Genomic DNA, 13,691 nt, shown 5'->3' with positions numbered 1-13,691 from the left:
AACAGACTTAAAGGAAGAATAATGACAATAGAAAGAACTTTTTCGATCGTAAAGCCCGATGCGGTAAAGCGAAACTTAATTGGTGCAATCTACCAGCGTTTTGAAAATGCGGGATTGAATATTGTTGCGGCGAAAATGGTTCGCTTAGATGCGGAAAAAGCGCAAGGCTTTTACGCAGAACATGAAGGCAAGCCGTTTTTTAACGAACTTGTTGAGTTCATGACGTCAGGCCCGGTAATGGTACAGGTGCTGGAAGGTGAAGGTGCGATTTATCGCTATCGTGAACTGATGGGAAAAACCAATCCGGAAGAAGCCGCGTGCGGGACAATCCGTGCAGATTTCGCGTTAAGCATGCGCTATAACTCAGTGCACGGTTCAGATAGCCCTGAATCGGCTAAACGAGAGATTGCCTATTTCTTTGCTGATGATGAAATCTGTCCGCGCGACTAATTGCGCTTGAATACCATATAAAGCAAATTACGAACGGGAAGCTTCGGCTTCCCGTTGTTATGTCTGACCGTTTCAGGTCTGTTTCCCTGCGGGGTTATGATCCATTGCTAAAATAACCATAGAGGCGATATCCTGCATCTTAAGGTAGTTTTGGGATACAGTGGAAACTAAAGGGCAAAGGCTGTACAATTTCGCGCCTTGAATTGTCCTGTGACATGCAGCCAGTGGGTTGCCAAGGCATAGAATCAGTCGTTTTACAATGAGGCAACAACCGATGACAACAGTCAAAACCAATCTGCTGGATTTCGATCGCAAAGGGCTGCGTAAATACTTTGCTGACGAGCTGGGTGAAAAAGCCTTTCGTGCCGATCAGATCATGAAGTGGATCTACCAATTCGGTTGTGATGATTTCGATCAAATGACGAACATCAACAAGAAATTACGCGAGAAGCTGAAGCAGGTTGCTGAAATTCGCGCCCCGTATGTTTCTGAAGCGCAGCACTCTACTGATGGCACCATTAAATGGGCGATGCGCGTTGGCGACCAAGATGTCGAAACGGTATATATCCCTGACGGTGACCGTGCGACGCTATGTGTCTCCTCTCAGGTTGGTTGCGCCCTGGCTTGTACTTTTTGTTCAACAGCACAGCAAGGCTTTAACCGTAATTTACGTGTGTCTGAGATCATTGGCCAGGTATGGCGTGCCGCAAAAGAAATTGGTATCGAAAAAGAGACGGGTCGCCGCCCGATCACTAACGTCGTTATGATGGGGATGGGCGAACCATTGCTTAACATGAAAAACCTGATCCCGGCACTGGAAATTATGCTGGATGATATTGGTTTTGGTCTGTCTAAGCGCCGTGTCACCGTATCCACATCGGGTGTTGTTTCTGGCCTTGACCAGATGACAGGAACCATCGATGTTGCACTGGCGATTTCGCTGCATGCACCCACCGACGAGCTGCGTTCTGAAATCATGCCAATCAATGACCGGTTCAATATCGCGACATTTTTAGAGTCGGTTCGTAACTATGTTTCACAGTCAAATGCGAACCGCGGACGTGTTACCGTCGAATATGTTTTGTTAGATCATGTTAATGACGACATGGAGCATGCGCGTCAGCTGGCAGTACTGCTGAAAGATACACCAGCGAAGATTAACTTGATCCCATTTAACCCTTATCCGGGGTCTCCTTATCGCAAGCCGAGCAATTCCCGGATTGATCGTTTCATGAAAACCCTTATGGAATACGATTTTACCGTCACAGTACGTAAGACACGGGGTGACGATATTGATGCAGCCTGTGGTCAATTGGTCGGTGATGTGATTGACCGCACAAAACGGACACAAGCAAAACTGAACAATGCTGAACAAATTCCGGTAAAAGCAGTCTAAAAGTTAAAATCAGCCTAAAAACATAAGCATAGATTAGGCATGGACGTTGGGTTGGGAAAAATATGGTACGATGGACGGTGTACCCTTTATTGTGTAGTTTATTGGTTGGTTGCGTCACCGTTAAAGAAACAAGCAATAAAAAAGAGTTTAATAGTATCGATGCATCAGAGGCCAGGATCGCTCTTGGTCTTCGATATTTAGAAACGGGTCAATGGCAGCGTGCTCGCGAAAACCTTGAGCAGGCCTTAATATACGGGCCTAAGCATTATCGGGCGCAAAATGCCATGGCGTATTACTATCAACGAGTCGATGAACCGGATGCTGCAGAGGCAATGTATAAGCAAGCCTTACAAGATTCCCCTAAAAGTGGCGATACTTTGAATAACTATGGTGTATTCTTGTGTAGTGAGCAGCGTTACGACGAAGCCACTGCCGCCTTTTTAAAGGCGATAGAGCAACCGGATTACTATTTGACATCAGCCAGTTATGAGAATGCAGCGCTATGCAGCCTGGATAACGGCAATAAACAGCTGGCTCTACGGTATTTTGAGAAAGCACTGTCTCATGACCCATACCGGCCGAAGTCAATGTTGCAGCTGGCGCAGATGAAAATTGAATTTCAGAATTACAAAGACGCGCGCGCTATGCTGCTTAAATTTAATAAGAGATATGGGTACAAGGCGGATTGCTTGTGGTTACTCATTCAGTTAGAAAATCAGGCTGGACGACTAACTCAGGCAGATAAATACGCCGATTTGCTCAAGCAGCAATTCCCGGACTCTCAGCAATATCAGAAATATCTAGCCAATGAATACTGAACAGAACGAAGAACGAGCAACAGAAGAAGTCATTCGTCCCGGAGATACGCTACGTAAGGCACGTGAGCAGCTCGGCTATTCACAAAAGGATATTGCCAGCCGCCTGCGTTTGCGAGTTTCAGTTATCAATGACATTGAAGACAACAATTTTGCCAAATCACAATTGGCCACATTTACCCGTGGTTATGTGAGTTCTTATGCCAAATTTGTTGGCTTAGACGCCAAGGTTATGTTGGAACAGCTCGATAAGCTTGGTCACGCCCAGCCGAAAGAACAGGAAATGCAGAGCTTTTCGCGCCGTACCAAGCGTGAAGCGCATGATAGTCGCATTATGAGCCTGACCTGGGCTTTGGCGGCCATTTTTGTTGGTTTAACGGCAATATGGTGGTGGCAGAGCTTACAAATGGAGCCAACCGATGAGATTTCGGCGGTGGCCGCAGAGCAATCTCAGCCTCTGAGTCAATCACCCGGCAATTCAAATTTATCTGATGCAACGGGCAATGACATATCAGCACCTGATGTCAACTCTGTGGCAGAAGGTGATGTTGCTGGCATCGACAACGAATCCACAGAGCTGGTAGATACAATTACCGATTTGCTTCCTGCGACTAATGAAACTGAGCCCCCTGTTTTGGTTGAAGATACAGCGGACGCCGACAGTTTTAGTACTGAGCCTGATTCGGCCGAATTAATTGCAGAGATCACCACAGCCAATGTGGCGAAGATTATCGCGGATTTGAACATCACCTTTGCCGGAGACTGCTGGGTTGATATACGCGATGCAGATGGCAAGCGTCTGGATACCGGGATAAAACAATCGGGCGATGTTTTGAATCTAAATGGAACAGCACCCTTTAAAGTCGTGCTTGGAGCACCGGGTGTTGTAAAAATCAACTACAAAGGCGAACCGGTCGATCTGAGTGAGTACCCTGCAGGGAAAGTAGCAAAGCTCAAGCTGCCGCTGTAAAGAGTAAATCTAATGCATAACGAATCTCCAATCATACGTCGTCAATCAACCCGCATCTATGTCGGTGATGTGCCTATTGGTGATGGTGCGCCTATTGCCGTACAGTCAATGACCAATACGCGAACCACTGATGTCGAAGCAACCGTGGCACAGATCCTGGCGTTGGAAAAAGTCGGGGCAGATATTGTTCGTGTTTCTGTGCCGACGATGGATGCTGCCGAAGCATTCAAGCTAATCAAACAACAGGTGAATATCCCCTTAGTGGCCGATATTCATTTCGATTACCGTATTGCGCTGAAAGTCGCTGAGTACGGTGTTGACTGCCTGCGCATTAACCCGGGCAATATCGGTAATGAAGACCGTATTCGTGCCGTGGTTGATTGTGCCCGGGATAGGAATATTCCGATCCGTATCGGGATCAACGGCGGTTCACTGGAAAAAGATATCCAGCAGAAATACGGTGAGCCAACACCGGATGCGCTGGTTGAATCAGCCATGCGCCATGTTGACATTCTTGACCGCCTCAATTTTGACCAGTTCAAAGTCAGCGTGAAAGCCTCAGACGTCTTCCTGGCCGTAGAATCGTACCGTAGGCTGGCAGCCCAGATAAAGCAACCATTGCACCTGGGGATCACCGAAGCGGGAGGGGCACGTGCCGGGGCAGTCAAATCTGCGGTTGGTTTAGGTATGCTTTTAGCTGAAGGCATTGGTGATACCTTACGTGTTTCACTGGCTGCTGATCCCGTGGAAGAGGTCAAAGTTGGTTTTGATATCCTGAAATCTCTGCGTATCCGCTCTCGTGGAATTAACTTCATCGCCTGCCCGACGTGTTCGCGCCAGGAGTTTGATGTTATCGGCACTGTTAACGAGCTGGAACAGCGACTCGAAGACATTACGGTGCCTATGGACGTGTCGGTGATCGGCTGCGTGGTGAATGGCCCGGGCGAAGCTGAGATTTCACACCTTGGTATTGCGGGTGGTAATCGCAAGAGTGCTTTCTATGAAGACGGTATCCGCCAGAAAGAGCGCTTTGACAATGGTAACGTTATCGACCAGCTGGAAACCAAAATCCGAGCAAAAGCAGCAATGCTGGATGTCAATAATCGCATTGATATAACGGAAAAATAGCGAAATAACCTTAAATCACGCCTTGAATCTCAGGGCGTGGTTCACTATTTCTGCTAGAACCTATATATTCGACTTAATTCCCCATTGGTTAACGAGAACAAACGTGGCGAAACAAATTCAAGCAATTCGAGGCATGAACGACTGCCTACCAACGCAATCTCCTCTTTGGCAAAAAGTAGAAGGGACTATTAAGCAAGTCGTTAGCGCATATGGCTGCAGCGAAATTCGTATGCCTATCGTGGAATCTACTCATCTGTTTAAGCGTGCAATCGGTGAAGTGACGGATGTCGTTGAAAAAGAAATGTACACCTTTGATGATCGCAACGGTGACAGCCTGACTCTGCGTCCTGAAGGGACTGCCGGGTGTGTCCGAGCGGGCATCGAAAATGGTCTGCTTTATAACCAAGAGCAACGTCTGTGGTACATCGGTCCGATGTTCCGCCACGAGCGTCCGCAAAAAGGACGCTACCGTCAATTCCACCAGGTTGGGGTTGAAGTTTTTGGTCTGAACGGGCCTGACATTGATGCTGAACTTATCATGATGACGGCACGTCTGTGGCGCGAGCTGGGTATTGACCAGCATGTTCGCCTTGAGCTGAACTCTATCGGTTCACTGGAAGCGCGTGCAAACTACCGTGATGCATTGGTCGCTTTTCTTGAGCTGCATCTTGATGTGCTTGATGACGACTGTAAGCGCCGCATGCATACCAACCCACTGCGTGTTCTGGATACTAAAAACCCAGCGGTACAGGAAATTCTGGTCGATGCACCTAAGCTTTCTGAGTACTTAGATGACGAATCTAAAGAACATTTTGCCGGTTTCTGTGAACTATTAGACGCTGCTGGTATCGAATATCAAGTAAATGAACGTCTTGTGCGTGGTTTGGATTATTATAACCGTACTGTTTTTGAGTGGATCACCGACAGCCTGGGTGCCCAGGGCACCGTCTGTGCGGGTGGCCGTTATGATGGTCTGGTTGAGCAGCTCGGTGGAAAATCAACCCCAGCCGTTGGTTTTGCAATGGGGCTGGAACGTCTGGTTCTGCTGATGGAAACCCTTCAGCTGACCGATGTACGTCGTGCAGTAGATGTATACATTGTTACCGCTGGTGAAGGCACCATGATGGCAGGTATGAAGCTGGCTGAGAAGCTACGCGAAGAAGTACCGGGCCTGCGGGTAATGAGCCACTTCGGTGGTGGTAACTTCAAGAAACAGTTTAAACGCGCTGATAACGTTGGTGCGGCCATTGCCTTAGTGCTTGGTGAAAACGAAATCGCCGATAACACTGTGGTAGTAAAAGATCTGCGTGGTGGTGAGCAAAAAACCATGGCTCAGGATGACGTCGCAGTGCAGCTCACAGAATTGATTTAAGAGAGGACAGCAAGTGGAAGTCTACGAGACCGAAGAACAGCAGGTTGAAGCGATTAAGTCGTGGTGGAAAGAGAACGGCAAAGCCGTTGTTCTGGGTGCTGTGATTGGTTTGGGTGGTCTGTACGGCTGGCGTTACTATCAAGGTGAGATTCAGTCAGCGAAAGAGCAGGCTTCTGAAACCTATACGCAAGCCATGAATTCGTTAGACAGTGGCAGTGAAAATGCGATTGCTGAAGTAAAAGCATTTATTGCGGCCAATGAGAGTAGCCAGTACTCAGTACTTGCTGCACTTCAGCTGGCTAAAGCGCAAGTGAAGCAAGGCGATCTGGATGGTGCGGCAGAGCAACTTACTTGGGTTGTTGGCCAGACCAAGGATGAAGCAATCTTACCTTTAGCAACAACTCGTTTAGCACGTATTTTAGCCGAACAGCAGAAATTCGATGAGGCGTTGGCTGAACTCGACAAAGTCACGATTGCAAGCTGGCAGGCGAAAGTCTCTGAGCTGCGAGGTGATATTTTTCTGCAAAAAGGTGATGCCATTGCTGCCCGTGAAGCTTACGTGAGTGCACAGCAGTTAGGCGCCTCGCCAGCATTGCAAATGAAGCTTGATGATCTAGCGCAGTAAAGGCGGGTAAATATGCAAAAGGTGTTCAAGCAAGCATTATCCGTTGCGCTGACTCTTGGTGTTCTCGTCGGTTGTGCCAGCGAGGAAGATTCGATTCAAATGGCGCCATTACCGGTTGTCGAGAGTGCTTTCTCGCCGACTAAAATCTGGAGCCAAACCGTCGGTGACGGAGTCTCAGGTTACTTTTCTAATCTGTCTCCGGCTGAAGGCTATGGCAAAATTTTTGCCGCCGACCGAAACGGTATCGTAAAAGCACTCGACCCGGAAACCGGTAAGGTGCTTTGGCAACAGGATCTCGAAACCGATGTCACCGCAAAACTGTCGGGTGGTATTGTGTTGTCCTATGGCAAATTGTTCATTGGCACCGAAAACGCTGAGGTTATTGCCTTAGATGAAGAGACTGGCGAAGAAATCTGGCGTACCAACGTCGAAGGCGAAGTGCTTGCCGCACCTCTTGTTGACGAGGGGATGGTTGTTGTCAATACCAGCCGTGGCGTACTTCAGGCCCTGGATGCTGATACTGGTGAACAGAAATGGCAGCTCAGTAATGAAGTTCCAACCCTGACATTACGTGGTGACAGTTCTCCGGTTGCTATCTCTGGCGGTATTTTCTGGGGACAAGCGAACGGCCGTCTGGCTGGTGCCCTTATCAATACCGGTCAGTTGCTATGGCAGCAACCGATTGGTTCACCGAAAGGCGCGACTGAAATCGATCGTCTGATTGACGTCGATGCCACTCCCGTGATTGCGGGCGAACGTCTGTATGCGGTGGGCTATAACGGTGCGCTGGTGTCGATTGAGCTAAGAACGGGCAAGATTGCCTGGAAGCGTAGTTACTCGTCGGCAAAAGATTTTGTGATTGATGGTAACCAGTTATACTTAGTGACAGATAAAGATCATATTGTTGCGGTTGATATTCGTAGTGGTACCGAACTTTGGCAGAACAAAGAACTGGAATACCGTTTACTGAGTGCGCCGACTTCGATTTCTGGCTATGTCGTGCTGGGTGACAGCGAAGGTTATCTGCACTGGTTAGACCCTTACAGCGGTGAGTTTGTTGCTCAGCAGAAAACGGATGGTAGCGGTATTGCCATTCCGCCTGTGAAACTGAGTGATGGTTACCTGGTCGTGACGCGTGACGGCAGCATAAATAAAATGCAAACGCCATAGTCTTTACGTGTTAAGATTGAATCTCGGCTCCTGCTGTTTATACAGTCAGGGGCCGTTATTGTTATATCCGTTCCCTAAATTATTGTCGGTTGATGGCCGAATAGTGATTCTGCCGAAGACAACAATGAATGGACTTAGTATCAGTAAAAATATTATAAGTAAGAGGTAGTTATGATTCCTGTTGTTGCCCTTGTCGGGCGCCCGAATGTGGGTAAATCGACGTTATTCAACCGTCTTACCCGCACAAGGGATGCGCTGGTAGCGGACTTTCCTGGCCTAACAAGGGATCGTAAATACGGTAAAGCTGAGCTCGAAGAGCATGAATTTATTGTTATCGACACCGGCGGTATTGACGGTACGGAAGAAGGTGTAGAAACCAAAATGGCTGAGCAATCGCTAATGGCGATTGAAGAAGCTGACGTGGTGTTATTTTTGGTTGATGGTCGTGCGGGCTTAACGGTATCGGATGAAGCTATCGCCAAACACCTTCGCAGTCGTGAAAAGCCGACGTTCCTTGTTGTGAACAAGATCGATGGCATTGATGCTGACAGCGCTTGTGCTGATTTCTGGAAGCTAGGTGTTGATGCGATGTATCAAATCGCAGCGGCTCAGAACCGTGGTGTAACGGCTCTGATGGAACGTGCACTGGCACCGTTTGCTGAAAAAATGCAGGCAGATGAAGCTGAAGAAGGTCTGGTTGATCTGACTTCGGTTGAAGACATTGAAAATGCGAACCTGACTGAAGAAGATGCAGAAGCGGCATACAAACGCCTGCAGGAACAGCCGATCAAGCTGGCGATTATTGGTCGTCCAAATGTCGGTAAGTCGACACTTACGAACCGTATTCTGGGCGAAGAGCGTGTTGTTGTGTATGACATGCCCGGTACAACTCGTGATTCTATCTATATCCCGATGGAACGTGATGGTCAGGAATATGTCCTGATTGATACAGCGGGTGTCCGTCGTCGTAAAAATATGAATCAGGCTGTTGAGAAGTTTTCTGTTATTCAGACGCTCAAAGCCGTAGAAGATGCCAACGTGGTACTGCTGGTCATTGATGCACGTGAAAACATCTCCGATCAGGATCTAAGCTTACTGGGCTTTGTTCTTAATGCAGGGCGCTCTCTGGTGCTTGCGGTAAATAAGTGGGACGGCCTTGATAATGAAGTAAAAGAGCGTGTTAAGTCTGAACTTGACCGTCGTTTGGGTTTTGTCGATTTTGCCCGTATTCACTTTATTTCTGCGCTGCACGGTACGGGTGTGGGTCACTTGTACGAATCCGTACAGGAAGCATACCAATCGGCAACGAAGCGGATCAGTACTTCATTGCTGACACGTATCATGCAGATGGCACAGGATGATCACCAGCCGCCATTGGTTCGCGGTCGCCGTGTGAAACTTAAGTATGCCCACGCAGGTGGCTATAATCCGCCAATTATCGTTATTCACGGTAATCAGGTGAATGAGTTGCCGGGTTCATACAAGCGTTACCTGATGAACTACTACCGTCGCTCACTGGAGATGATGGGTACACCGATCCGTATTCAGTTCCAGAGCAGTGACAACCCGTTTGAAACCTCTAAGCAGAAGTTAACCGTTTCTCAAGAGCGTAAACGTAAGCGACTTACTGGTGCGATTAAAGATCGTCGCAAGTAATATTGCCAGCTAAGAGTCATAGAAAAATACCCAGCCTGTATGCTGGGTATTTTTTTAGCTGTGGTGAGGCAAATATTTTGGTTTGTATTCTGATTTGCCGTGGATCAGTTTGGTATGATCCTGGCTGGTATTAAAATAGTCGTTCATGACTTAATGTGAAGGAAAGAAGATGTCTGTTGTTACCCCTACTCATGTGTTGTTTAGCGTTCCGCAGTGGCAATCAGAAGCGGAGGTTCAATTATGTGTTTCAGCAAGGCAAGGAGGAACCTGGATTGTGACCAACCAGACACCTTTTCATCCGGTGAGCCATATATGGCCCGATCACCCTGCAGATAAGGGGACGATTGCTGTTGGCGAGGTCAGTTTTTCGGTTGCAGGCTGTTTTACCGGTGCTGTCGATTTAGCAACCAATATGCTTTATGTCGGCAGTGATATCCCGGTAAAGCGCGATGAAGCTGGCTGGGCATTTGTCGTCGTTCATCATCTTGCAGAGAATGTTCAGTGCCAGGCGGGTGAGCGTGTGGTATTGAGTGTTGATAAACCCCATCAGCAAGCATTAAGCCGTGGCCACAGTGCGGGTCATCTCTCATCTCTGGCGTTAAATAAAGTACTGCATAGTGATTATTGGCGTAAAGATGCATCGCGCAAAGATGAACTCGGGCATTATGACTTCCATGGTTATGCTCAGCAGCAAAGCATCGTTAGTGAAGATTGCAGTACCGATACCTACCGCTTGGGTAAAACGTTACGTAAACGAGGTTTGAATACGGCCGATATGCTGGAAAACCTGAACAATATCAGCGAGCGAATAAACCAGCAGCTAGAGGCCTGGCGTCAGAATGGTGCGGCCGTGATTATGCGCCGCGAGGGGCCGGCGCTAACCGATTCCCGTTTCTGGCAATGTGATTTGAAAGAGGGGGAGGTTATCGAGATCCCATGTGGTGGCACCCATATACAGTCTCTTGCCGAGTACCGTGCGCTATTTGTTGAGCTTCAACTGACCAGTGAGCAGGAGCTTGTCATGATCACCCATACAAAAGCATAAATTCATCATACCGGTTGGTATGACACAGCACGTTATACTAGAAAGAAAGATCGCCTTCCGGCGATTTTTTTGATCAAAGGCTGGGATCCGGGGCCATCCTCGAGTCGCTGGAACAGCGTTAAACGGCCACTATTGCCATGCTGCCAATGATTTCATTGATCCTGGGAGTTCAGGCAGGAAGCCTATTATTACTGGGGTTATGAGAGGTTGCCTTTAAACATCATGATATTTGGCTACTGCTGGATCCATTGATTAAAATGCCATTCAGTAGTGTAATATATCGCTTAAAATCCATATACAGCACATGTAACTTATGCTTTCGGGATGTGTATTGATAAATGTTCTTTTGGAACCAGATCGCTGAACGCGGTAGTTTTTACAAATGATCAACTGATTCACGCACGATCAAGTTGCCCGAAAAAAGCGCAATAGTGCTGATCTCTTGTCCGTTGATAAGTCGTAAGGCCTGTGCGATAGCAGAGCGTGCCATTTCCTCGATCGGCACCATAACGGTAGACAGGCTCGGTATCGTAAATTCGCCTGCCGGGTCATTATCAAAACCGAAGACTGAAATATCGTGCGGTACTCGCAATCCTGCTTCGTGCAGTGCACGAATCGCCCCCATGGCCATATCGTCGTTTGCGCTAAAAATGGCGCTAAAAGACTGTTTGCTTGCTAGCAGGTCATTACAAGCACGGTAACCACTCTGCCTGAAGTAATCACCGCGATAGATACCGCAGGACTGGAGTTTGTGGGCGGCTAACGTGTCTTTGAAGCCCTGCAGGCGAAGGCTGGAATTGACTGACGAATCCGGCCCTGTAATGCAGGCGATTTCCTTATGGCCTTTGCTGAGCAGAAATTCAGTGGCTTGCTGTGCGGCCTGGTATTGATTAAAGCTGATACAGCGTTCCTCGAAACCTTCAACCTGTTGGTTAATAACAATCAAAGGGATCGGTAAGTTTATCAGCAGCTGTTTTAGCGCATCTTCTGGCATCTTGCGGGTATAAAGAATAATGCCGTCGACCTTACGCTCAACCAGGCTCTCAATGGCCTGTTGTTCGGTTTTGCTGCTGTGGCCGCCATCCATGATCAGCAGCTGCTTTCCTGCCTCAGCTGCTGTTTCTGATGCTCTTTCCATCAGGCTGCTGAAGTATGCCCCCTCAAAGGCAGAAACCACCAAACCGAGGGTATTGGTACTGTTGGTTGCTAAAGCACGGGCAAGGCTATTGGGTTTATAGTTGAGGGATTTCATCGCCTGATACACGGCCTCGGCAGTGGCTTTCTTTACTTGGCCGGTATTGTTTAGTACCCGTGAGACAGTGGCTTTCGAGACCCCTGCTAACGTACATACATCGTTGATGGTTGCCATCGATTTTCATTCCGCGTGTTGTGAGACGAATAAAAAGCCCGAACGTCGTCGGGCAATTATATAAATCAACAAAGTGAATTAACGTTTGCTGCCATTGGAGGCAATGACGTCTTTGTACCAGAAGAAGGACTTCTTACGCTTGCGCTGCAAATCATTCTCACGATCGACATACACAAAACCGTATTGTTTCTGGTAGCCATTTAACCAGCTGAGTAAATCAATAAAAGACCACGGGTAGTAACCGCGTACATCGATACCTTGTTTGATGGCCGATTCAGCCGCATCAATATGGCTGGAAAGATAATCAATGCGTGGCTGATCAATAACCTCGCCGTCAATGATCGGATCTTTAGCCCCAAGGCCGTTTTCCGTAATGTAGAACGGAATGTCACCATAACGCTCTTTCAAGCGCATCATGCCAACGCACAGTCCTTCAGGGTAGATTTCCCAATCCCAATCGGTATAGGTCGACTTGGGATTATGAACAAATTTGAACAGGCCTTTAATACCAAATTCTTGCCCGGAACCTTTGTTGCCGGTGGTATTGATTTTGGTGTTATCAACATCAGGATTCGCCGCAACCCATTCGCGTTTGTAGTAATTCACGCCGATAAAGTCACAGATGTTGTCTTTGAGCAACGCTTCATCTTCTGGTGCAAACTCCGGCACGCCCCAGGTCAGTTGCGCGATGTTGAGAATATGGGCGGGGTATTCGCCTTTTAATACCGGATCATATAACCAATGGGTGAGAAGATCGTCTGCCACATGGCAAGCCGCAACATCTTCAGGGCTATTCGTGATCGGGTCGTGGGGTTGCATGACGTTGACAAAGCCGATCTGCCCATTTACCGGTATTTGTCCTGTGTTTTTGTATTCGCGGAATGCCTTGACGGCTCTGGCATGCGCAATGAATACATGGTGACAGGCTTGGATGCCACGCTTGGGATCATGTAAACCCGGAGGGTGGGCGCCGGTAAAGTAACCCATACCGATAAAGATTAACGTTTCATTGAAGGTTGACCATAACTCGACACGGTCACCAAATGCCTGATAGCACAGGCGGGCGTATTGCTCAAAGGCATCGACGGTTTCACGAGATTCCCAGCCGCCGATATCCTGTAAGGCTTGCGGCAAATCCCAATGATACAATGTAATCATGGGCTTAATGCCATGCGTGAGCAACTCATCAATCAAATCACTGTAAAACTTTACACCTGCCGCGTTAACCTTGCCGCGACCTTTAGGAAATAAACGTGGCCAGCTAATAGAAAAACGGTAGCTCTGCATCCCCATCTCTGCCATCAAAGCGACATCTTCTTTGAAGCGGTGGTAATGATCGGCGGCGACATCACCATTAGTTCCTTCATGTGTGGTACCTGGCTGGTGCGAGAAACTATCCCAGATTGACGGGCCTTTACCGTCAACATTGTAAGCCCCTTCGACTTGATAGGCTGCAGAAGCCGCTCCCCATAAGAAGTTATCCGGAAAGCCTGAAACGATTTTACTGCTCGGCATGGCACGTTTACCTTTAGGTGGTTGAAAGGAGTGAACCGACAGTAACGGAAAAATGAAACCGGTTACAGAAACCGGTTTCATTTCTTTCTGTTTGCGTGATCATGATCATTAAAGTGGATGTATCTAAGTAGGATCAAGCGGCGGAAGTGTTACCCGGATTTTGTTTGCGCTTGATAATAG

At 48.0% G+C, this 13,691-nt stretch carries 12 protein-coding genes; 10 read left to right on the top strand and 2 right to left on the bottom strand.

The genetic code is table 11. The features are described 5' to 3' along the window. The first annotated feature begins 21 nt into the window (after positions 1 to 21). The 10 genes from ndk (at position 22) to AC2204_RS09145 (ending at position 10,627) form a co-directional block, all read left to right on the top strand. The gene (ndk, locus tag AC2204_RS09190) at positions 22 to 450 is read left to right on the top strand and encodes a nucleoside-diphosphate kinase (protein WP_318925212.1); all 429 of its coding nucleotides are present in this window, start codon (positions 22 to 24) and stop codon (positions 448 to 450) included. Positions 451 to 724: 274 nt separating this feature from the next. After that, positions 725 to 1,846 (top strand): dual-specificity RNA methyltransferase RlmN, encoded by a 1,122-nt coding sequence (gene rlmN / locus AC2204_RS09185; protein ID WP_318925211.1) that lies wholly within the window; start codon positions 725 to 727, stop codon positions 1,844 to 1,846. A gap of 62 nt (positions 1,847 to 1,908) precedes the next feature. Next, entirely contained in the window at positions 1,909 to 2,664 is a 756-nt protein-coding gene (pilW, locus tag AC2204_RS09180; RefSeq protein WP_318925210.1) for a type IV pilus biogenesis/stability protein PilW, read from the top strand. Further along, positions 2,654 to 3,631, top strand: coding sequence for a cytoskeleton protein RodZ (gene rodZ / locus AC2204_RS09175; RefSeq protein WP_318925209.1), 978 nt, complete (start codon positions 2,654 to 2,656; stop codon positions 3,629 to 3,631). The genes pilW and rodZ overlap by 11 nt, the downstream gene beginning before the upstream one ends. Positions 3,632 to 3,643: 12 nt before the next feature. Beyond that, positions 3,644 to 4,759 (top strand): flavodoxin-dependent (E)-4-hydroxy-3-methylbut-2-enyl-diphosphate synthase, encoded by a 1,116-nt coding sequence (ispG, locus tag AC2204_RS09170; RefSeq protein ID WP_318925208.1) that lies wholly within the window; start codon positions 3,644 to 3,646, stop codon positions 4,757 to 4,759. Between the two features lie 103 nt (positions 4,760 to 4,862). Continuing rightward, the gene (gene hisS, locus AC2204_RS09165; RefSeq protein ID WP_318925207.1) at positions 4,863 to 6,131 is read left to right on the top strand and encodes a histidine--tRNA ligase; all 1,269 of its coding nucleotides are present in this window, start codon (positions 4,863 to 4,865) and stop codon (positions 6,129 to 6,131) included. A gap of 13 nt (positions 6,132 to 6,144) precedes the next feature. After that, entirely contained in the window at positions 6,145 to 6,756 is a 612-nt protein-coding gene (locus AC2204_RS09160) for a YfgM family protein (protein WP_318925206.1), read from the top strand. Between the two features lie 12 nt (positions 6,757 to 6,768). Further along, entirely contained in the window at positions 6,769 to 7,926 is a 1,158-nt protein-coding gene (gene bamB, locus AC2204_RS09155; protein WP_318925205.1) for an outer membrane protein assembly factor BamB, read from the top strand. Between the two features lie 171 nt (positions 7,927 to 8,097). After that, positions 8,098 to 9,582, top strand: coding sequence for a ribosome biogenesis GTPase Der (gene der, locus AC2204_RS09150; RefSeq protein ID WP_318925204.1), 1,485 nt, complete (start codon positions 8,098 to 8,100; stop codon positions 9,580 to 9,582). A gap of 169 nt (positions 9,583 to 9,751) precedes the next feature. After that, positions 9,752 to 10,627, top strand: a complete 876-nt coding sequence (locus tag AC2204_RS09145; RefSeq protein ID WP_318925203.1) for an alanyl-tRNA editing protein — start codon at positions 9,752 to 9,754, stop codon at positions 10,625 to 10,627. A 376-nt stretch (positions 10,628 to 11,003) separates the two neighbouring features. Here the strand turns inward: AC2204_RS09145 and AC2204_RS09140 are convergent, their stop codons facing one another. Further along, positions 11,004 to 11,996: a LacI family DNA-binding transcriptional regulator gene (locus AC2204_RS09140; protein WP_318925202.1), complete on the bottom strand. Its 993-nt coding sequence runs from the start codon at positions 11,994 to 11,996 to the stop codon at positions 11,004 to 11,006. Positions 11,997 to 12,074: 78 nt separating this feature from the next. Continuing rightward, positions 12,075 to 13,592 (bottom strand): GH1 family beta-glucosidase, encoded by a 1,518-nt coding sequence (locus AC2204_RS09135; protein ID WP_318925201.1) that lies wholly within the window; start codon positions 13,590 to 13,592, stop codon positions 12,075 to 12,077. Between the last annotated feature and the right edge of the window lie 99 nt (positions 13,593 to 13,691).

The sequence above is a fragment of the Photobacterium sp. genome (assembly GCF_057456235.1).
Note: the sequence above shows the minus strand (reverse complement) of the source record. Positions and strands in the feature narration are given on the sequence as shown.